The sequence below is a fragment of the uncultured Chitinophaga sp. genome (assembly GCF_902168175.1).
GTDB lineage: Bacteria > Bacteroidota > Bacteroidia > Chitinophagales > Chitinophagaceae > Chitinophaga.
This window is the reverse complement of the sequence record NZ_CABHOU010000059.1, coordinates 1-23,369: the sequence shown is the minus strand read 5'-3', so window position 1 is coordinate 23,369 and position 23,369 is coordinate 1. Positions and strand designations below refer to the sequence as shown.

Sequence of the window (23,369 nt, the reverse complement as noted above, 5' to 3'; positions counted from 1 at the left end):
CTTGGATATCGGTGTTAACCTAGCTGTTGGTGTTTGTTTTGGGTAGATGGGGAGCGGTGTTAACCTAGCTGTTGGTGTTTGTTTTGGGTAGATGGATATCGGTGTTAACATAGCTGTTGGTGTTTGTTTTGAGAGGCAACGATGTATACTAGCTTTGTTCTGACCAGTCGTACCGACAATCTGCCGGTGTATATATAGCAAATCCCAGGTTGTAAAAAACACACGTAGCATCTTCCGCATTTCGTATTTTGCAGGGGTATGCAGAAAATCGCCGTTCTTCTCTTTTGCTTATGTTCTCTGTTACAGGCCCGTGCGCAGGTATTGGGCGGTAAAAGTGTGTTTTCTTTCCTCGATCTGCCGCTTTCGCCGCAGGTAACGGCGCTGGGCAATATGAACGCGGCCATGCAAACGGAGGATATTTCTGCCGCCACACTCAATCCGGCTTTATTACGTCCATCGATGCATACCCATTTGCAGGTAAATTACGCCAGCTATTTCGCCGGGGTAAATTATAGTCATATGATGTTTGGGTACCATGCTCCGTCCATTAATACCACCTTTGCTACCAGCCTGCAATTCGTGAACTATGGCAATATAACCCAAACCGACGCCTCGGGCAATATTGAAGGCACTTTTAAACCCAGCGACCTTAGCTGGCAGGTAACCGCGTCAAGAACTTATAAAGAACGCTGGCAGTACGGGTTAACCTTGAAATACATCCACTCCCGTTACCAACAATACCGCAGCAGTGGTTTCAGTGCCGATTTCGGACTGGCATACCGGGATACGGCTACCGGCTGGCAGCTTGGACTGGTGGCGAAGAATATGGGGGCCCAGTTTAAAAGTTATGGCGCGGATGACAAAGAGCCCTTGCCTTTTGACCTGCAGGTGGGGGTGTCTAAAAAGCTGGAACATGTACCACTGCAACTCTCCGCTACTTTACATCATATTTATCAATTCAATATTAACTATGCCGACCCTGGTTTTGAAGAAGGGCAGGTAATAGAGAACGGTGATACGCTTAGTAATAACGCTGGCGCGGTAGACAAGGTATTCCGGCACTTTGTGCTGGCCGCACAGTTTACGGTGGGCAAACATGTGGAGCTTACCGCAGCTTATAATCATTTACGCCGGCAGGAGCTGGCGCTGTTGCAGCAAAAGGGGATGAGTGGTTTTTCGTTCGGTGTGGGCGTGATTGTGGCCAGACTACAATTACGGTATGCCCGCTCGTTCTACCAGAATTCTACCGCATTTAATCATTTTGGTATAAATATCCCGCTTAACCAATGGACCGGCTTAGGAACATTCGGGGATAAGATCGGGTGGTAAAACAACAATTGTATGGATACCCAGCCTATTATTTCCATCCGCAACCTGTATAAAAGCTACGGCGCTAAACAGGTATTAAAAGGTATTAACCTGGATGTATATCCTGGCCAGATCATCGGCTATATTGGCCCTAACGGCGCCGGTAAATCAACTACGGTAAAGGTGCTTATCGGCCTGTTAAGCGACTTTGAAGGCCAGGTATCGGTGCTTGGCCGCGACCTGCGCGAACATACGCTTGAGATCAAACGGCAAATCGGGTACATACCCGAGAATGCCGAGATATATGATATGCTTACCCCTATGGAATACCTGCTGTTTACGGGCAAGTTGTATGATATGGAAGATGAGCAGATCAACGAACGCGCGGTGAAAATGTTGACCGCCTTTGGATTGTTTGAGAACAAAGACCAGCGTATGGATACCTTTTCCAAGGGTATGCGCCAGAAAGTGCTGATCATCAGCGGTCTTATGCACAACCCGCAAATAGTGGTGCTGGACGAGCCGCTTAGTGGTCTTGACGCCAATGCAGTGATCATCGTAAAAGAAATTATGTCGCTGCTGAAGAAAGAGGGTAAAACCATTTTTTACTGCTCGCATATGATGGATGTGGTAGAAAAAGTAAGCGACCGCATTATCCTCATCAACAACGGCACCATCGTAGCCAACGGCACTTTCGAGGAGTTACGCCAAACAGAAGGAGATACCCTGGAAAAGATATTTGCGCACCTTACCGGCGATAACGACCTGCACGGCGTAGCTGACGATTTCATTAACGCCCTGGGGCAATAATCCGTTGTTGCATGAATAAGTTTTTACTAAAGCTCGTAATGCTTTTTAGCCCTTTATGGGAAAAGCTGGGCGCCAGCATACCGCATTTGACTATCATCCTGCGTACAAAACTGATGATGGATGACAGGCGGCCTAATGCGTTAACCCTCACACGTGGGCAGCAGCAAACGAAGAAAGACCGCAAGGGCGGATCGTTTATCCTGTTCCTGATATCGTTCCTGATGGGTTGCTTTTACCTCTTTGTTTTCGGGCTGGGCAACGATTGGATACTGCCTATGTTCGTATACTGCGCCGCTTTTATGACCATGCTTGCGCTTACGCTGATAGCGGACTTTACCTATGTACTCATCGACGTAAAAGATAATTACATCTTACTGCCAAAGCCGGTAAACGACCGTACAGTACTGCTTTCCCGGTTACTGCACATTCTCATACACGTATCAAAGATCGTGGTGCCCATGGCCCTGCCCGCACTTATTTTCCTCGCAGTTAAGGCCGGTGTTGCAGGTGCATTGGCATTTGTATTGCTGATCGTGTTACTCACATTATTCAGCATCTTCCTGATCAATGCGTTGTATCTGGCGGTGTTGCATATTACCACTCCCGAGCGTTTTAAGGAGATCATTAATTACCTGCAGATTTTATTTTCGGTGGCCATATTTGCGATGTATTACCTGGTGCCCAGGCTGGTAAACAGTGCTACGCTGAAGGACATTGACCTGATGCAGAAAAAATACCTTTACCTGGCGCCCCCAATGTGGTTTGCAGGTGGCTGGGTGGCTATTACAGAAGGAAAATGGAGCGCTGTTTATATTGGTTTACTGGCGGCGGAGATCATTCTTCCCCTGGTAAGCCTGTGGCTGGTAGTGCGGGTGTTAGCGCCAAGTTTTAATAAGCGCCTTGGTATGATGTCGGGCAGTGGGGCAGAGGCTCCTGTAAAAGCGGTAAAGCAGGGGAGAAAGCGGGGTTACCGCACACTGGCAAAATGGTTTTCGAAGGGCAAAACAGAGCAGATGGCGTTTGAGGTTGTATGGCTGTTAACAGGTCGCAGCAGGGAGTTTAAGCTGAAGGTATATCCTTCACTTGCCTATGCGTTCATCTATTTCGCTTACTGGATATTAGGAGGTGGTAATGGAAAGCCAGGAAAGGTTTGGCAGGAACTGCCCGAAACCAGGATGTACCTGGTGCTGCTGTATATGAGCTGCTTCGCCTTTATTACGGCTATTTCCAATCTCGTGTATTCGTCCAGGTATAAATCGGCCTGGGTGTATTATACCGCACCGCTGGAGCATCCGGGGCAGGTTCTGACAGGAGCCTTCAAGTCGGCCATGGTTAAGTTTTTTGTTCCGTATTACATGGTTATCTGCGCCTTCATTCTGTGGGTATGGGGGCCGGCGGTAATACCCAGCCTGGTGCTGGCATTGGTGAATATCACCGTGGTATGCCTGGTTTTTGCTTTGATGTTCCTGAAGAAGTTCCCGTTTTCGAAGGAGCTGAATATGCAGCAGGGCAGTAACAAATGGGTGATTGGTATCGTGATGCTGATTGTACCGGGCTTTTTCGGTGGGATGCACTACTTTGCAACTTACAGCATGCCGATATTATACATATTCATCGTGTTGTCGGGTGTACTGGCCTGGCTGATATATAGTCATTACCGGGATACCGGCTGGGTGAAGATCGATCAGGCGGAGTAAGTTTTCGCTTTCTGTATAAGAAAAGGCGCGGTGTTCAACACCGCGCCTTTTCTTATAATCCTTACCAATAAGCTAATTAATCTACCAGCAGGCGTTTATACAGCTGAATGGTATTCTCCAGCCCGAAGTACAAGGCATCGCAGATGAGGGCGTGACCGATAGATACCTCTTTAAGCTGCGGAATATGCAGTTTAAAGAAACGCAGGTTGTCGAGGTTTAGATCGTGGCCTGCATTGATGTCGAGCCCAATATCAGAGGCTGTTTTTGCGGTGTTTTTATAATCGTTGAACAGGGCGAAATTCTGCGGTTGTGTGAGTGAGTTGTGATACTCCTCGGCGTACGGGCCTGTATATAGCTCGATACGGTCGGCTCCTGCAGATTTAGCGCCTTCCACCATCTTAACATCCGGGTTCAGGAAGATGGATACACGAATACCCGCATTCTTCAGCGTGCTGATCACATCTTTAAGGAAGGTCTGGTATTGTTTGGTGTCCCAGCCGTTATTGGATGTAATGGCGCCTGGAGGGTCAGGTACCAGGGTACACTGCTCCGGCTTAACTTCCAGCACCAGGTCGAGGAAGTCTTTAGAGGGATAACCTTCGATGTTGAATTCCGTGGTCACCAATGGTTTAAGGTCCCTTACATCCTGGTAACGGATGTGGCGCTCGTCGGGGCGGGGGTGTACTGTAATGCCGTCTGCTCCGAAACGCTCACAATCGGCTGCTACTTTTAACAGGTCGGGAAGATTACCGCCGCGGGCATTACGCAGGGTAGCAATCTTATTGATGTTTACACTCAGCTTCGTCATGCCGCAAAATTAAAGTATTGTTGGCCCACGATGAAATAAAATCACCTTAAAAAAAGAAAGCGGCACCATAAGGAGCCGCTTTCAAACGATATAGTAAAGCCATTACTAGTAGCGATAATAATCAGGTTTGTAAGGACCTGCTTTTGCGATACCAAGGTATTCAGACTGAACGGTAGTAAGTTCGTCCAGCTCTACACTGATTTTTTTCAGGTGCAGGCGGGCAACTTTCTCATCCAGGTGTTTAGGCAGTACATACACCTTGTTTTCGTATTTATCAGTATTCGTCCAAATTTCCAACTGGGCAAGTACCTGGTTGGAGAAGGAGTTACTCATTACGAAAGAAGGGTGACCTGTAGCGCAACCCAGGTTAACCAGGCGGCCTTCGGCCAGCAGGATGATGTCTTTACCGTCGATGGTATATTTATCAACCTGTGGTTTGATCTCAACTTTGGTTTTACCATAGTTGCTGTTCAGCCAGGCAACGTCTATCTCGATATCGAAGTGACCGATGTTACAAACGATCGCTTTATCTTTCATTGCTTTGAAGTGTTCGCCGGTGATGATATCGCGGCAACCGGTGGTAGTAACGATGATGTCAGCTTCCTGAACGGCAGTAGACATTTTCTTTACTTCGTAACCTTCCATAGCGGCCTGCAGTGCGCAGATCGGATCTATTTCAGTAACGATTACACGAGCGCCCGCGCCACGCAGTGACTCAGCAGAACCTTTACCTACGTCGCCGAAACCAGCAACAACAGCAACTTTACCGGCAATCATCACGTCTGTAGCGCGACGGATCGCATCTACACAGGATTCGCGGCAACCGTACTTGTTGTCGAATTTAGATTTGGTAACGGAGTCGTTGATATTGATAGCCGGCATCGGGAGGGTGCCGTTCTTCATTCTTTCGTACAGGCGGTGAACACCGGTAGTAGTTTCTTCACTCAGGCCTTTTATGTGCTGGATCAGCTCAGGGTAAGTGTCCAGTACCATGTTGGTAAGGTCACCACCGTCGTCCAGGATCATGTTCAACGGACGGTCTGCACCACCGAAGAACAAAGTCTGTTCGATACACCAGTTAAAGTCTTCTTCATTCAAACCTTTCCAGGCGAAAACCGGAACACCGGCAGCAGCAACAGCAGCAGCGGCATGGTCCTGGGTAGAGAAGATATTGCAAGAGCTCCACCTAACCTCGGCACCAAGGTGAACAAGGGTTTCGATCAGCACAGCAGTCTGGATAGTCATGTGCAGGCAACCTGCTATACGGGCGTTTTTAAGGGGCTGAGACGGGCCAAATTCTTCGCGGATAGCCATCAGACCGGGCATTTCTGCTTCTGCCAGTTCAATCTCCTTACGGCCCCACTCGGCCAGTGACATATCTTTCACCTTATATTTGAGGTCAAAGTCAATGTTAGATTTAATAATGGTAGACATTCTTAATTAATTTTTGCAAATCTACCTTTATTTTAACTTTTGACATAGTGTTTTGTTTGGGACAATTGTTAAACCTGAGTAAAATGATTTTCAGGGTGTTATTGCCGTTTGCTACCACTTTTAGGCATTGTTGCACGATCATGCCTCCATCATTTACTTTCCCCGTAGTTAATTGTGAATATTGCATCACTATTACCGCTGCAAGTCAAGCCCTTCCCTATAGCCGATTTAGCGCCTTCATTCCTAAGTCCTGCTTATCAAACTGATATATGAAAAATATTTACTGTTTTATTTGTTTTAATATTATAAATAATATAGATTTGCTTATTGTTAGGTGTGGAAATTATTGTTTTACATATTATTTCCACATGTTATTTCTCCAACTTATAGGCACAAAGTACCAACTGTTGCAGGAAAGACAGACAGGAAAAAGCGTAATCCCTATTTGCATATTATAGATCGCCGTACCTGATAGCATAAGTAAATAATTGAGAGAAAATAAGATATAAGGGTGGGCTTAACGAGTCGCCCCGGGTTTTTCTCCCCAGAAGAATGAGTGAACGGTTGAAAGGAGGAGGGAGGCTGATATATACAACGTACACAGAGAAAAATTTAGTATAGGTAATATCATTTAACCATTATTCAGTATTCCTATCCTGTCCTATGAAACAAATTCTACTCGCACGCAAGCTGCGCACCTGGCCTTTATGGCTTTTAATTTCGGGCATGATGATGCTGGCCGGACAGGCCAGGGCGCAGGCACCTTCCGTTACTATCAATCCAACCGGTGGTAATACCGCTTCGGACGGGTTAATGATCGTAGTTACAGATACGGGATATCTGGTTAAAAAGAACGGGCATTGGGAAACCAATCTGGATCCGGCCGATCCGGCTTACGACAGAGGCCTTCGCACCTATGTTATTATTGAACCTTACCTGACGGCTGCTGCTTCTACCACCCCGCATTACCTGAAGGCCTGTAATATATCGGCCATTTCCGGTACGGGTACAGCAGGTGATCCATGGAAGGTGATTACCACTTCGTACGCGCCCGACCAGGATGGCAAACAATATACGTTTCAGACCATACTTACATATGTACAGGGGAATGCTTACTTCCTGCTGGACCAGGTAGTGCTGGGACCAGAAGGAGCGGAGCCGGCCTGGGTACATTTATATTTATCTGAACACTCTGCCATTGCAGGGGCAGATTGCGGCCTGGGTTACAAATTGAACGATGTGACAATGGATGCCTATCGTGCCGGCGTTAGTTTGCCCACGATAGTAGGTGTATATAAAGACGCCGGAGATTGCGGCTCACCCGTTTCTGGTGCGCACGTATTTAAAACCGCTACTGGGTTTACTTCTTATTTTGCTGCCCAGGACGATCTTAGAGATGTAAAGGTGGGTAATGGCTACCGCCTTCAGGATATTACCAACGCATCGATGGTGCCAGTAGAATCGAAAGGGATTACAGTACATAAAGCCATTAAAGTAGATGCGTTGCCCGCAGGCCTGCCGGGTGATGAGATCAGGAACAGGAGAATACTGGTAGGTTTTGAGAACAGTGATTTTGCCAGCGTTGATATTTCTGAACCCGTATTCGACGCATTTCAGTACCAGGACTTCCCGCCCGTAATCGGATTTTCCGTAGACAGTGCCGGTGATTTTGAAACAGAACTCGACCATAAGCTGACCGGCTTAAAACTCAGGATATCAGATGGTATCGTGGGGGTTCCGTTATTAGTTAAAATTCTTTGTACACCCGAAGGGGCCGATCCGGCTGTATTGGGTGCAGACTATGAAGTATTGGGTAGCCTTATTATTCCGCGTGGTGCATATAATATTACCCCGGCAGAAATTGACCTTAGTAATATATTAATAAAAGGCAATGGCATTATTGAAGCCAACCGTACTTTCCGGCTTACGTTATCTACCGATTGTTCGCCTTATATTGTAATGGGACCCAATCCTACAGCTACCTACACCATTGAAGATGATGATGCCGCTGATATTAAACTGATACCGACTGTTACCACCCTGGCCGAAGGTGCCACTACTTCCATAAAAGTGCAGTTGAACGGTCCGGCGCCATCATCTCCTTTAATAGTGACAATTAACCGTGGATTGGGTAATGCGGAAGCGGGCGACTACCTGCCATCCACGTTCCCATTCACCGTAACTATTCCGGCGGGTAGTAAAGAGGCCACCTTTAACTTTACCGCAGTAACCGATAATATACTGGAACCAGTTGTGGATTCTATTCAGCTGGTGGCTACAGCTACCGTAGGAGGTTTGCCAAAAACTTTTGCGGTGTATATGAAGATTACAGACGTTACCGGCACCATTCCTGCTAACAAGGTAATTACCCTTTCGGCTCCCGATGTAACAGAAGGCGGCGATGTGGTACTTACCGCAGCACTGCCCACCGGAGTTACTTCTGAAGAACCAGTAACTGTAAGGGTCGCGTTTTCGCATGTCACTACACTTCTGGAAGATTTTAACATTGATCCTACCGATTCTGTAGATATAGTGATACCTGCCAACACCAACTCCATTACCTATAACCTGGCAACAGCGGATGATAATGAACTGGAGCTGCTGGAAGAGTTTGCGTTTGGTGGTGTGTCCAATGGCTTTACCATAAACGGAAGTACTTCACATATTATAGATGACGACTATACTCCTGGTATGTCCATCACCCTCACTGTTGATAAAGTTTCAGTGAACGAGGATGAAACAGTCACCTTTACGGCCAGCCTGCCAGGCAGCCTGGTGGCTGGTGAAACGATCATGGTGACTATTAACAGGGGAGCTGCTTCTACGGCAGATAACTTTGATTATAATTATTTGTCTACCACCGTTTACATTGCTCCGGGCGAACATTCGGTTACAGGTACTTTAACTTTTGAAGATGATAACCGGTACGAGCCTACAGAGCAAATGATACTCGAAGGAACGGCTACCGGTTTTACGGTAACACCGGTAACGGTTGAAGTGAAAGATCTTCAGTCGCCCAACCCTGCGTTAAGACCGTTCACCTTTAATACCTGGACATACACCTACAATGAAGGTGAAACCATGACAGTCAACATCGACCTGAACTCAGGGCTGATGCCGGAACAGGATATGGTGGTAACACTTACGGCTACCTCGCCCGACCTTGACCCGTCTGAATACACCATTCCGGCTACCATCCTGATCAAGAAAAATGAAAGCTATACCAGCTTTGATGTAGTGTTCCATGGCGATGCTTTATTAGATGGTACTAAAACGCTGAATATACAGGCTTCTATCGATTATTTCGGTTATACCGAAACGCAGTCGATGGGTGCTGTTACAGTATTAGATACCAATACCGTTGTGGTGCCGCCGTCTAAAAACATCCTGGTGAGTTTGAGCCCTGCCCAGATACTGGAGGGTACTTCCAGCACACTTACGTTTACGTTAGATGGTTATACAGAAACGACCCCGGTGGTAATTACCTTAAGTGATATCAGTACCGGAGATGTGGCGGTTGATGCGGATTTCACGCAACCCATCCCTACATCATTAACTATACTGGCTAATCAGCCAAACGTTACTTATACATTTAATACTATTGACGATAACCTGTTCGAAGCGATTGAAAATCTCAGACTTTCCTTTACAGCGGCAGGTTACACATTTAGCGTTCCGAATGTAGAGTTAAGGATAGAAGGCGACGACAGCGCCCCCGGTCAGCCTATTTCAATTGTGGCCGACAATCCGAACGTGAGCGAAATCAGTTCACCCGTGAAGGTGACGGTAAGTTTGCCAGGCGGTGCTATCACAGGCAACGACATGCCTGTAACCATTACCCGCGATCCAGGTTCTACAGCAGGTACCGGCGACTTTAGCGGTTTAGTATCTACCGTTACAATTCTGGCGGGTACCAACAGTGTAGATTTTTATCTTACACCTGTATTGGACGATTCGCTGGAAATAACGGAATCTTTGTCGTTGCAGGCATCTGCTACTAATTTCATTGATAATTCTACTTCAATAAACATTGCAGATAATACGCTCGATGATTTCACCAAACAGGCATTAAAACTTACACCCGTTCAGTCGACCATTAAAAAAGGTGAAACATTTACTTTCTTTTTAAGCCTGCCTGCCGGTGTATATACCGGTACAGGTATGAATTATTATATTGATGATGTGGCTGCTGGTTCAGCTACATTCACTGATTTTGTTTGTCCGCCTAATTTAACTATTCCTCCTGGTGTTAATGGCGTATCATTTGACGTAACCACCACTGATGACGGGGTGCGCGATGGTACCGAAGAGCTCCAGGTGTATGCGATGAACTATACAACGGGCGAGTTTGATATTGTTGCTGTGTATGTGGAAGATCCTGTGGGCTCACAGGAAATAGCAGTAACCGTTCCAGCGGCTTCCGTAACAGAGGGTAATAGTATTACCTATACATTTACCCTGCCTTCTGCACCATCAACTGATGTAACTATTAACCTTGCAAAAGGAACAGTTACCCCGGCTGCGGAGGATGCTGATTTTACGGTGGCTATCCCGGCCTCAGTAACCATTCTGGCTGGTAATCCATCTGCCACTTTAACACTGAGTGCTAGCGCAGACCAGACTATCGAGTTGCTGGAGAAATTACGCCTCACGCCATCTGCCGGCGGCGGTTATACCTTTGATATTACCAACATCGACCTGGATGTGATAGATGCAGATTACACAGGCGCTACGATGCCAGTTACCCTGAGCTTTACGCCAGGCACAGTAAACGAGGGGACCTCTGCAACAGTTTCAGCCAAACTGCCAGGTACACTGGTGGCCAGCTATCCGATCGATATTACTATTAATAAAGGAGCATCTTCTACCGCTGCAACTGCAGATCATGGAAGTTTGCCAACCAGTATACAAATACCTGCGGGCAGCAATGCCTCATCCGCAGTTACCGTAACAACCGCTACCGATAACGTACTGGAAGCAGCAGAAACGCTGGTTGCCGAGGGTACTGTTACAGGTTTCAATGTTGTTCCGGCTACACTGACCATTGACGATGTTACCAGCACGAACCCGCTGAATACCAAACTTACATTAACGCCGGTTTCGGCCAGCATTACAGAAGGTGGCAGCACTAATATCACCGTATCATTGCCAACAGGCATTACGGCGGCTGCTAATATATCGGTAGTGCTGAGCAGCGGTATAGGAAGCAGTTTAGGTATTGCGGCATCCGATTATGATATGCCTGCTACAGTGGTGATCAATGCAGGTTCCAATAGCGCCACATTTACATTAACTGCTGAAAACGATAGTGAAATTGAGGGTGCGGAGCAGCTGGATGTGACGGCACAGGCAACAGTTTATGGCAACGTGGAAAACGCGTCTACGCTTATTGCCATTGCAGATGCTACTACACTTCCACAGATCGATGTAAACGTATCGTCTACCTCCGTGACGGAAGGTGGTTCGACTACGGTTACATTCACTTTTGCAGGCGGGGTAACCTCTTCCAGCAACACCGTGATCAGTCTTGCAAAAGGAGTGGTGACGCCTGCTGCGATAGATGCTGATTTTACGGCAGCTATCCCTACTTCAGTAACGATACTGGCAGGAAGCACTTCCGCCTCTATTACCCTTTCAGCATCGCCTGACCAGGTAATCGAGCAATTAGAGAAACTACAACTGATACCTACTTCCGGCAGTTATGTTTTCTCTCAGTCAACAATCGATCTTGACATAGTAGATAATGATGTAGCGGCTATCACGCTGGCGGTAACGCCTGGTACCGTGTCGGAAGGCACAAGTGTTTCGCTTACGGCGAGCCTGCCTGCTGGCTACACTGCAGGTTATGATCTGGATGTGGTGCTGAGCAAAGGCGCTGCTTCTACATCAGAAGCGGGTGATCATGGCAGCCTGCCTGCTACGATCCAGATACCTGCTGGTGCAAACGCATCTTCAGTTGTGTCAATAACAACCGCTACAGATGATATTCTTGAAACATCGGAAACCCTGGTAATAGAAGGTTCACTGGGTAGCTTCACTGTAAATGCGACTACTGTAACCATCGATGATGTTACCAGCACGATCCCTGCCAATACAGCGATCACCCTTACTCCGGCTACAGTAACGATTGCTGAAGGTGGTAACACTACACTGACGGTATCGCTGCCTGTTGGTATTACTACGGAAGTTCCGCTGGTAATTGCGCTGAGCAGTGGTGTGGGTACCACACTGGGCGCATCAGAATATGTGCTGCCAGCCAGTGTAACGATTGCCGCCAATAGCAGCAGTGCTACGTTTAACGTGGCAGCTAATACGGATGCAAGTGTTGAACCAACTGAAACACTGGAAGTGGTAGCTGATGCTACACTTTACAGTACTTCGGCTGCTTCGACTGTATCTGTAACCGATGCTACGGGTACACCAGTAATAGATGTAACAGTATCCTCCGCTTCTGTAACGGAAGGCGGCTCGACTACGATTACGTTTGCATTCGCAGGTGGTGTAACCTCTGCGAGCAATACAGTGATTAGTCTTGCGAAAGGTGCAGTAACACCTGCTGCCGTGGATGCAGACTTCTCTGCCACTATTCCAACATCAGTAACAATCGCGGCGGGTGATGCGGATGCTTCTATCACGCTGACTGCATCTGCTGACCAGGTGATTGAACTGCTGGAGAAACTGCAACTGGTGCCAACCGCTTCAGGTTATACCTTCTCGCAATCAACAATTGATATTGACGTAATAGATAATGATGTAGCGGCGATAATGCTGGCAGTAACGCCTGGTACCGTGTCGGAAGGCACAAGTACTTCGCTTACGGCGAGCCTGCCTGCTGGCTACACGGCCGGTTATGATCTGGATGTGGTGCTGAGCAAAGGCGCTGCTTCTACATCAGCAGCTGGTGATCATGGCAGCCTGCCTGCTACGATCCAGATAGCTGCTGGTGCAAACGCATCTTCAGTTGTATCAATAACAACCGCTACAGATGATATTCTTGAAACATCAGAAACCCTGGTAATAGAAGGTTTACTGGGTAGCTTCACTGTGAATGCGACTACTGTAACCATTGATGATGTTACCAGCACGATCCCTGCCAATACAGCGATCACCCTTAGTCCGGCTACAGTAACGATTGCTGAAGGTGGTAACACTACACTGACGGTATCGCTGCCTGTTGGTATTACTACGGAAGCCCCGCTGGTAATTGCGCTGAGCAGTGGTGCGGGCACTACACTGGGTGCATCAGAATATGTGCTGCCAGCCAGTGTAACGATTGCCGCTAATAGCAGCAGTGCTACGTTTAATGTGGCAGCTAATACGGATGCAAGTGTTGAAGCTACGGAAGCGCTGGAAGTTGTAGCAGATGCTACGCTTTATGGCACTTCTACTAGTGCCACTGTATCTGTGACTGATGCAACAGCTACGCCTGTAATAGATGTAACAGTGTCCTCCGCTTCTGTAACAGAAGGCGGCTCGACTACGATTACGTTTGCGTTCGCAGGTGGTGTAACCTCTGCGAGCAATACGGTAATCAACCTTGCAAAAGGTGCAGTAACACCTGCTGCCGTGGATGCAGACTTCTCTGCCACTATCCCGACATCAGTAACAATCGCCGCTGGCGATGCGGATGCTTCTGTCACGCTGACTGCATCTGCAGACCAGGTGATTGAACTGCTGGAGAAACTGCAACTGGTACCAACTGCATCTGGTTATACCTTCTCTCAATCAACAATCGATCTTGATATAGTAGATAATGATGTAGCGGCTATCACGCTGGCGGTAACACCTGGTACCGTGTCGGAAGGCACAAGTACTTCGCTTACGGCGAGCCTGCCTGCTGGCTACACTGCAGGTTATGATATAGATGTAACGATCAGCAAAGGTTTTGCATCTACGGCTACTCCTGCGGACCATAGCAGCCTGCCCGCAACGATCCGTATCAATACTGGTGCTAATGCATCTGCAGCGGTGGGCATCAATACAAATACTGATAATTTGCTGGAAATAGCAGAAACGATCGTAGTACAAGGTGCAGTAACCGGGTTCACGGTTAATCCGGCCACCCTTACGATCAATGATGTTACCAGCCTGGATGTAAATAATACGGAGCTCACCATCACTCCGGACCATAGCAGTATTAAAGAAGGGGAGTCTACCGATATTTGGGTAGCACTGCCTGCGGGTATACTGGCAACGGATGATATTACGGTTACACTGTCGCGCGGTGCTGGATCCAGTTCTTCACTGACCGCTACAGAATATAACTTCCCTGCTACGGTAACTATCCCGCAGGGTGTAAATAAAGTGAGCTTTACGTTGACCGCTACTGCGGATGACAATGTGCTGGAAGCGAATGAAACGTTGGAGATCGGACTCGCAGCTACTGTTTACGGTAATACCCAAAGCCTCACTACCACGGTAACAATAGATGATGCAACCAGCCTGGTGCCTGCTAACCAGCACATCCAGTTAACCATCGACGCTACTTCCCTGCAAGAAGGCAACAGCGCTCAGGTAACTGTGCAACTGCCGGCCGGTATTACAGCGGACCATCCGATTGTGATTAACCTGGCTGCTGGTGTTGCCACTACTGCTTCAGCGGCTGATTATAGCGGTTTGCCTGCCACTATTACGATTAATGCGGGCGATAATGAAGTCAGCTTCACGATTACGGCTATCCAGGATAATACGGAGGAAGACGATGAAACCCTGGTAATAGAAGGTACTTCTGCCGGGTTTACCATCAACAGTGCTTCTATACTTATTCCAGGCGATGATGTACCATCTTACACATTGCTGGCAGAGAAAGTGACAGATGCGGCAGAGCCGGGCACCAATGGCCGCTTCCGTATCAGGCTTTCGGGCAGCGCCACTGCAACAAAAGCGGTACAGGTAACTTATGTTATCAATGGTACGGCTACTACGGGTGCCGATTACGATGTGGTGTCTGCAACAACAGTAACCATCCCGGCCGGTGCAAACTCGGTGGATGTGGATGTGACGGTTAAAGACGACCAGATAGTAGAGGTAACTGAGGATATCAGCTTAAGCCTGCAGTCTGCTACCACGATCATGAATGGTAATACCGTAAATGTAACGGTGGATAACACGCCGGTAACTGTGCTGCTGACCGACGATGAAAGTGCAAATGTGGCAGATAGGAGGGTGATCATTACTAAAGTGGACGATGCTGCCGAACCTGGTACTGCCGGTCACTTTACTGTAAGATTCGCTAACAGCGCCATCACTGCTGCTGCGGACGTGAAAGTGGATTACGCGGTTGCCGGTACTGCTACTGCGGGTTCCGATTACACTGCGCTCTCTGGTAGCGTGATGATCCCAGCGGGTCATAACAGCGCCACTATCACGGTATACCCGATCAACGACGCACAACAGGAAAGTGCAGAAACGGTAATTGTAACACTGGATAATATTTCCTCTGCACTCACTGGCATCCTGTGGGAGGCTGGTACGCCTAACTCGGCTACGCTTAACATCGGCGACGATGATCTGCTCACGATGGAGTTGACGGCGCTGGAAACCAGCGTAACGGAAGGTGATCCGGTGCATTTTACATTAAAATCATCTTCTGTAGTGCCGGTAGATATGCCAGTTACTATCACACTGGACCACGACGCATTCAGGAATTATACCCCAAGCGGCCCGTCCCTGGTGGTAACGATACCTGCGGGATCGTCCAGTGTGGACTTCCAGGTGAACGTAGCGGATAATGATATCAATGATGAAAATGGTTATGTGAGACTTGAACTGCAGCCTTACGTTACAGGGCCAACGCCTTACTACGCAAGAGGTACAGCTATAACTACCAATACAGAAGTGCGCGATAACGACGCTATCACCATCATCTTCAAACAGGATTCTGTGAAGGTGACCGAAGGTAACAGCGGTACCAGTCCGATGCACTTTACCGTACAGTTGAACAGGAGAAGCTCTGCGGATATCACACTCAGTTACGCATTCAGCGACGCATTTGAAGGTGAAGGTGTTGTAATGAATAAACGCCGCGCAACGGCAGGCGAGGACTTTGATCCGTCTACCGTAACGATGGTGATACCTGCCCTGACCCTGGAACGTGACATTATCGTACCGATCAACGGGGATGAAAAGCCAGAGGCGAATGAGTTCTTTACGGTGAAACTGGTAAAAGCCGATGTTCCTTCCGGTCATAGTGTACCGGCAATCGGTCCATGGAACAAGGGTGTAGGTGTAATTGTGAACGACGATGCATTCTGTCTCACCTGCGATACAGATGGCGACGGATTGACGGACGGAGAAGAAGATATCAATAAAAACCTCGATCCAACAGACGATGATACTGATAACGATGGTATCCCGAACTACCTGGACCTTGACTCTGACAACGACGGTGTGCCTGATGCTACAGAGCGTTACATCCGCGATGGTCGCGGTACAAACGACAACCGTGGCGATATCCGCGTACACCCTGCCCTGTCACCGAACGGCGATGGTAAAGGAAACGAGGTAATGATGATCGAAAACATCCTGAAGTATCCGAAACATGAAGTAGTAGTGATGAACAGGTTTGGGGGAGTGGTATATAAATCGAACAGGTACGATAACCAGTCGTTCGCCTTTAAGGGCAAGTCAAACACGGGTATGGGTGCGGGCAGCCAACTGCCGGATGGCTCTTACTTCTACGTAGTGATTGTATACGATAATAACGGCAAGGCACACCGGACTACAGGGTTTGTGGTGTTGAAACGATAGGACGAAAATGTATACCGAAAAAGAATTAGTTACATTTTAAGCTATTAAAAATGAAAACAAAGCTTAACAAGATTTTGATCCTCTGCTCCGCCTGCTGGTGCTTTTCAGCACAGGTAAACGCGCAGCAGAATGCGCAAACGTCGCAATATCATTTTAACACGATGATCATAAACCCGGCTTATCCGGCTACCGACAGTGCGTCGAGCGCCACGCTACAGGCCCGTAACCAGTGGATGGGAGTGGAAGGCGCGCCACAAACGGCCACTTTTGCTTTTTATACCCCATTGAAGGCATCTAATACCTCTCTTGGTTTTACCGCCATACAGGATAAAATAACGGTTTACACACAAACGGGCCTTAACGCCAACGTAGCTCAAAAGATAAAACTGGACGAGAACCTGTACTTGTCGATGGGCCTGAAGGTGGGAATGGAACAAACAAAAGAGGATAACACGTCCCTCGGTACCGACGATCCCGTGTTCAGCCAGAACCAGAGCTACTGGAAAACGGACGTGGGTTTCGGGTTCATGATCTTTAATGAGAAGTTCCAGATCGGGTTGTCGTCGCCCTCGTTCCAGAAGTTCGATATGGGTACTTCGGTGAACAAACTGGAGTTTAAAAGGGCTATTTATGTGCATGGCGCCTATCTGCACGATATAAATGACGATTTTAAGGTGAAGCCCGGGCTGCTGATAAGGCAGGTAAAGGGGGCGGGTGTGCAGGCCGACCTGAATGCTTCGTTGTTAATTAAGAATATGATTTGGGTAGGTGGCACCTGGCGGACGGAGAAAACAATGGGTGTTTTTACCCAGGTGCAGGTGAGCAGGAACTTCCAGTTTGCGTATGCTTACGACTTCGCCTCGGCCAAATACCTGAAAGGCGGACAGTCGGGCACACATGAAATGATGCTTAACTATCGCTTCTCCTGGAAAAAGGGCCAGGAATTCGGGCAGCGTTATTTTTAGAAGCAGTGGTAATAAAACAGATAGTTTTATCTCCTAATATTCTCAATTTTTTACTCATTAAGTGATTTTCCTATAACAGTTTAGCGCACTTAGAAGTCCTAACTATTGATTATAATATTCCTACGAATTATCTAATAAGGTAATTTGTAGGAATATTTTTTTTAGAGAATCTAAATCCAGACCCGAAATAATTACGTTCATATAAAGAGAGTGGTCCTAAAGATTGTTAATGAGTGATTAGGTGTTGAGGGAAATCTGGCAGGATGATGTTCTTTGCTTGTTGCAGAATTTGGGGATTGCTTACCGCTATGGTGGCAATTTAAAACAGACGCTTTGTATAGCCTGTCTCGAAGTTCCTACATCGCGCGATGATGAGTTGCTTCAGGCATCAACATAATTTAAATTCGAATTAGTTGTGTCTTTTAATAGTTAACTTGGTTAATTGGCCCGATAGTCCTATCGGGCCACTGTTTTCAACATCATTAAAAAGGGTGAGATAAAAAAGAAAATAAAAAAGTTAGGCTTCCTAATAAACTTTCAATTATTTTTTTTAGATTTGGATAAGCGACACAATGATGATCTTTAAATGATTTTGTGAGAAGATGAAAATAACATCCGGCGGTTGATCAGGCCAATGTGATTTTTAGATTAGTGTCAAACAATTGTGTGGTAAAAGGTGTTATACAAGTAGCGTTCGAATTCTGAACTCATCAATATTATAATTATCGTTCCTGATATAAAGTTTTTGTCTTAAGCTAAATTGGAGAAAAGAAGGAGCCTGATGGTCGTGTCGGGCTCCCGTTTTTTTTAGGAGAGACAAGAGTGTAATACTGTTTAAAGTGTTGAGTAGTTATAATGTACTAGCAACCTGATTACCGATACATCTACTGAATAAAAATTTTGTCTTAAGCTAAATTGGAGAAATAGAAGGAGCCTGATGGTCGTGTCGGGCTCTTGTTTTTTTAACTTATCTGATAGCAAAATGGAGATGCCTATCATTTAAACCGTCTTAGGCTATTATTTTATCCACTTTGCATTACTAGTTAAATTAATAGAGCCTGATTGTCAAGTCGGGCTGATTATTAAAACAGGTAATACTTCACGTAATGAATATATCACCCTGCCGTAGTACGGCAGGGTTTTTTTATGTCCTTTAATGATGGGGCTTGCTTAAAGTGTTTCCGGATAACGCAAAGTAGGAACGTTTTGCAGGGGCTTCCGGTTAGCTAACGCATTCGCGGGATATACTACACGAAGAAGTCCTGCAGTCGCAACTGCAGGACTTCTTATCTATACAGGATCATATGTTCTTTAATGCACGTCGCTTCGCCAGAAAAGCTTCCAACTCGTCCAGGGAAAAGCTGCTGAGGTTGTCGGCTTTACTCATGCCGCCTTTTTGCCCGGCCAGCGTACCGTAATAGATATCGTTATAGCCACTGATAGCATGCGCATCCGGATCGATGGAGAGCAGCGCGCCCTTGCTGATAGCCAGAGATATCCATTGCCAGTCGATGTCGAGGCGGCGGGGGTGAGCGTTTAATTCGATAGTAACGTTGTTTTCCACGCAGGCATCGATGATCGCTTCATGATCTACAGGATAGCCGTTACGGCTTAATAACAGGCGGCCTGTCATATGTCCCAGGATGGTAGTATAAGGGTTGGAAATAGCCTTTAAGAGCCTCGCCATGGCCTTTTCCTGCGGCATTTTCAGGTTAGAGTGTACCGATGCGATGACCAGGTCGAAGGTTTTCAGTACTTCGTCGGGGTAGTCGAGGCTGCCATCGTTAAGGATATCAGCCTCTATGCTTTTGAATATTTTAAAGGGTGCAAGCCTGGCGTTCAGCTCATCTATCTGCTGGTGTTGGGCCATTATTCGCTCGATAGACAGGCCGTTTGCGTAGAAGGCAGAGCGGGAGTGATCACTGATGACCAGGTATTCGAACCCTTTCTCTTTGGCAGTGGCTGCCATGGTTTCAAGGCTTTCAAGACCATCGCTCCACTGGCTGTGCGAGTGTACGATTCCCTTAATATCTTTTACATCGATGAGTACAGGGAGTTGCTGGTTTTTAGCACGCTCTATTATATCGCCGCCTTCGCGGAGGCAGGGAGCAATGAATTGCATGCCGGCTTTAGCGAATATCTCTTCCTCGGAGCTGACGCCCGTGAGGACATCTCTGCCGGCGATGGCATAAAAGCTGTCCAGGAATGCCGCTGTACCTGTTGTGATAAACAACTGCTGTGCGAACCATTGTGGGGCGGCACCGTGTAATGTAACCTTTACGCCATGGTCGTGGCGCACGATTACGGTACTGTCGGTGTTTTCGAGGATGGTTAACCCCTGCAGGTCTTTTACTTTGTCGAGTATGGTCACCGGTCCGGCGGCGATCACTACATCGAGTTCGTCGATTACCGGCTGGTTACGCCTGAAGCTCCCAGACAATGCTACCTGTGCAGGAGCGAACAGTTTTTGCAGCGCGCTTTCCAGCTGTTGAGCGAACGATACTACTTCTGCATACAGGAAACGTTCGCGGTTCGATAAAAAGAACTCTATACTCTGGCGGATGCTTTCCTGTGTTTTTTGCCCGAACCCTTTCAGCAGCAGCAGCCTGTTTTCGTTGCAGGCATACAGCAGCTCTCCAAGGTCCTCGATCTCCATTTCTTTCCAGATCGTCGCGATTTTCTTGGGGCCCAGGCCTTTAATACGCATCATTTCGAGGATGCCGGCCGGGGTTTTTCCTATGTATTCGTCCAATATGGCACTGCGGCCGGTAGCCAGCATTTCCAACACGCTTTTACCGGTAGATTCGCCTATACCTTTGATCCGGAATATGTCGTTGGGGGTGGTTTCTTTCAGTTGGACCGTCAGTTTTTCGATCTGGAAAGCTGCATTGGCAAAGGATTTGGCTTTAAAGGGATTGTCGCCGTGTATGTCCATGAGCTTGGCCAGGAGCGAGAAATTGTCTGCAATTGCGTAGTTATCCATGGCGGAAAGTTAGGGCAAAAAAGGAAAAGTTGGAACACCGTACTAAAGAGACAGGCGGGGTACTTGTTCAATTTACCCGGAATTCCTACCTTTGCATCATCATGAAATTATAACCCGTCTCATATATACAGCGCCCGCTGATTTATTACAGGCTTCCCCGCCCGTAAGGATTGTTCATTAAACACCATTTTTTCATTAAACATTACAGACATGAAACTTACATCCTGCCCATGGACTATCCACCTCATTTCCCACCCACAACGAACATTACATGCTTATCAACGCACAACATATCAATTACAACACCCCCAACGGCGAACCACTTTTTACGGATGTTAATTTTACCCTGCAAAAGGGTGATAAGGCTGCTATCGTAGGTAACAACGGGGTAGGGAAAAGTACCCTGCTAAGAATGATTGCAGGCCAGGAACCCAACTACACAGGCGTTTTACGGGTAAATGTCCCGCTTCATTATGTGCCACAGCATTACGGACACTTTAACCAGCTTACCGTAGCAGAAGCCCTGGGCATAGCGCCATTACTGAACGCTTTGCAGGAAGTGGAGAACGGCGCCACCAATCAGCATTATTACGATCTGCTGGAGAACAACTGGGACATCGCTGCCCGTTGCGAAGAGGCTTTCGCGAAATGGGGTATTGCAGGTATTACTTTAGATCAACCCTTACGGCAGTTAAGCGGAGGCATGAAGACCCGGCTTTTCCTTTCAGGGATAGATATATTTGATCCGCCGGTGGTGCTGCTGGACGAGCCCACTAACCATCTCGACCGCAAAGCCCGCGCGCAACTGTACGACTGGATGGAACACACGAAATGTACGTTGCTGCTCACCAGTCACGACCGGCAATTGTTACGTGTATGCGAACCAACCTGGGAGTTACAGGCAGATGGGGTCAAAGTGTATGGCGGCAATTACGATCTGTACGAAACACAGAAAGAATCGGAAGCATTGGCCGCAGAACACCAGTTATCACATCATGAAAAAGCCCTTAAAGAGGCCCGGCAAAAACAGCAGCAGGCGATGGAACGAAAGCAGCGGGCCGACTCGCAGGCCAAGAGGACAGCTGCAAAAAGCGGTGGACCAAAGATACTACTGAATTCGCGGAAGAACGCAGCGGAGGTAAGTACATCGAAACTGAAAGAGGTGCATAAAGCCAAAGTGAGCGAACTACGGGCCAACCTGCAGGAAGCAGCAGCTATGGCGCAGGTGCAGCGTATCATGAAAGGTTACTTCGGTCAATCGCCTATGCCCCAGGGTAAGGTGCTGGTGCAGGCAACGGAGGTCAATTTTAGTTACCGGCCGGGGCATGCTTTGTGGACTGTCCCTTTAACGCTTACCATCCGTAGTGGCGACCGCCTGTCCGTATCAGGCGGCAATGGCAGCGGGAAAACAACGTTGTTTAACCTGCTGCAGGGCAACATCGCCCCCACACAAGGCAACATTCAACTGGCACCTTGTAATACGCTGCTGCTCGATCAGGACTATAGTCTCGTAGACAGAAACAAGACAGTGCTGGAGCAGGCTGTCGCGTTTAACGACGCCAAACTGGAAATGCCGATGGTACACACACTGCTGGCCAACTTCCTGTTTTTGCCCGGCAGTTGGGATAAACCCTGCGCCGTATTAAGCGGCGGCGAAACCTTAAGGCTGGCCCTGTGTTGTATGGTGCTTCAGGACCGTACGCCTGATATCATCTTTCTGGATGAACCGGTAAACAACCTCGATTTAACGAACATTCAAATGCTGGCAAAGATATTTGCCGGGTATAAAGGAACGTTGATCGTTATTTCGCATGATACAGGTTTTTTGGAGGAGGCGGGGATAACAGAAGAAGTGCAATTAGCAGAATAGCCAAAAGGCAGTTCCCCGCGAACTGCCTTTTTATGTAAGCACTTATTCCGCTTTTAAACTCTTAACAGGTTAATTTTGTATTGCCTACTTTTGTAAACGTTATTTCAAGACAAATGGAAGAATGGCCCTGATACAATCAATCACAAAAGCGAGCAAAAAATACGGCCACATCATCGTTTTACTAATTGGATTATACCTGCTTACTTCGGCGTTGCTATTAGTTTTGAAAGAAGCCGGCTCTATTCAGTATTACGACATGCGCCGTTATAATTCGGTGATCAAAATCCCCGCCCCGGCGCTGGCAGTTACGGGTGTCGTCTTCCTGATTTGGGGCATAAAAAAAGAATGGATATGGAAAATTAAACGCATTTTTAGAAAGAACGAGCAGTAAGCAATTCTTTACATTGAAAAGATTTCACCATGAACCTGACCGAAACAATTAATACCGCCTGTACCTATACAGAGAATGATTATGAGCCCGCCGCCTGGCTCCACTTCATCGACACCCTCGTTACCGAAAACCAGCTCGAATATTCATCCAACGACGAAGGCGACGCCTGGATCAATGTAATGAACAGGGAGGGTAGTCAGGTGTTCTTCTGTGGACGTGATTTTCCACTGATTTTTATAGGCGATGAATATACACCCGGTGGATTGGATCAATATGAAAAAAAGGAAGTTGTTCTTGTGAAGGACTGGTGGAGTGCGGAATATGCTATTGAATTAAAAGAATTAAAAGGATGTG

At 47.4% G+C, this 23,369-nt stretch carries 11 protein-coding genes; 8 read left to right on the top strand and 3 right to left on the bottom strand.

Going from position 1 to position 23,369, the window contains the following annotated elements:
• Nucleotides 1–258: 258 nt before the first annotated feature.
• The 3 genes from porQ to QZT80_RS12200 are packed head-to-tail and all read left to right on the top strand — an operon-like array spanning nt 259 to nt 3,815.
• Nucleotides 259–1,329: a type IX secretion system protein PorQ gene (porQ, locus tag QZT80_RS12210; protein WP_295122126.1), complete on the top strand. Its 1,071-nt coding sequence runs from the start codon at nt 259–261 to the stop codon at nt 1,327–1,329.
• Nucleotides 1,330–1,341: 12 nt separating this feature from the next.
• Nucleotides 1,342–2,118 (top strand): ABC transporter ATP-binding protein, encoded by a 777-nt coding sequence (locus tag QZT80_RS12205; protein ID WP_295122125.1) that lies wholly within the window; start codon nt 1,342–1,344, stop codon nt 2,116–2,118.
• A gap of 11 nt (nt 2,119–2,129) precedes the next feature.
• Nucleotides 2,130–3,815, top strand: coding sequence for a hypothetical protein (locus QZT80_RS12200; RefSeq protein WP_295122123.1), 1,686 nt, complete (start codon nt 2,130–2,132; stop codon nt 3,813–3,815).
• A 76-nt stretch (nt 3,816–3,891) separates the two neighbouring features.
• On the opposite strand, the gene QZT80_RS12195 is transcribed toward QZT80_RS12200, so the two are convergent.
• Nucleotides 3,892–4,623, bottom strand: coding sequence for a pyridoxine 5'-phosphate synthase (locus tag QZT80_RS12195; protein ID WP_295122121.1), 732 nt, complete (start codon nt 4,621–4,623; stop codon nt 3,892–3,894).
• A 105-nt stretch (nt 4,624–4,728) separates the two neighbouring features.
• Nucleotides 4,729–6,057, bottom strand: a complete 1,329-nt coding sequence (gene ahcY / locus QZT80_RS12190; protein WP_295122119.1) for an adenosylhomocysteinase — start codon at nt 6,055–6,057, stop codon at nt 4,729–4,731.
• Between the two features lie 663 nt (nt 6,058–6,720).
• Here ahcY and QZT80_RS12185 point away from each other — a divergent pair.
• Together QZT80_RS12185 and QZT80_RS12180 are read left to right on the top strand one after the other, a co-directional pair.
• Nucleotides 6,721–16,806, top strand: a complete 10,086-nt coding sequence (locus tag QZT80_RS12185) for a Calx-beta domain-containing protein (RefSeq protein WP_295122118.1) — start codon at nt 6,721–6,723, stop codon at nt 16,804–16,806.
• Nucleotides 16,807–16,856: 50 nt separating this feature from the next.
• Nucleotides 16,857–17,771 (top strand): type IX secretion system membrane protein PorP/SprF, encoded by a 915-nt coding sequence (locus tag QZT80_RS12180; RefSeq protein WP_295122116.1) that lies wholly within the window; start codon nt 16,857–16,859, stop codon nt 17,769–17,771.
• A gap of 1,300 nt (nt 17,772–19,071) precedes the next feature.
• Here the strand turns inward: QZT80_RS12180 and QZT80_RS12175 are convergent.
• The gene (locus tag QZT80_RS12175) at nt 19,072–20,754 is read right to left on the bottom strand and encodes a helix-hairpin-helix domain-containing protein (RefSeq protein ID WP_295122114.1); all 1,683 of its coding nucleotides are present in this window, start codon (nt 20,752–20,754) and stop codon (nt 19,072–19,074) included.
• 271 nt (nt 20,755–21,025) lie between these two features.
• On the opposite strand from QZT80_RS12175, the gene QZT80_RS12170 reads away from it, so the two are divergent.
• From QZT80_RS12170 to QZT80_RS12160, 3 genes are all read left to right on the top strand, one after another.
• Nucleotides 21,026–22,624: an ABC-F family ATP-binding cassette domain-containing protein gene (locus QZT80_RS12170; protein ID WP_295122112.1), complete on the top strand. Its 1,599-nt coding sequence runs from the start codon at nt 21,026–21,028 to the stop codon at nt 22,622–22,624.
• 121 nt (nt 22,625–22,745) lie between these two features.
• Nucleotides 22,746–23,015, top strand: coding sequence for a hypothetical protein (locus tag QZT80_RS12165; RefSeq protein ID WP_295122110.1), 270 nt, complete (start codon nt 22,746–22,748; stop codon nt 23,013–23,015).
• A 29-nt stretch (nt 23,016–23,044) separates the two neighbouring features.
• Nucleotides 23,045–23,369 (top strand): hypothetical protein (locus QZT80_RS12160; protein ID WP_295122109.1); only part of this gene is annotated, 325 nt, incomplete at its 3' end.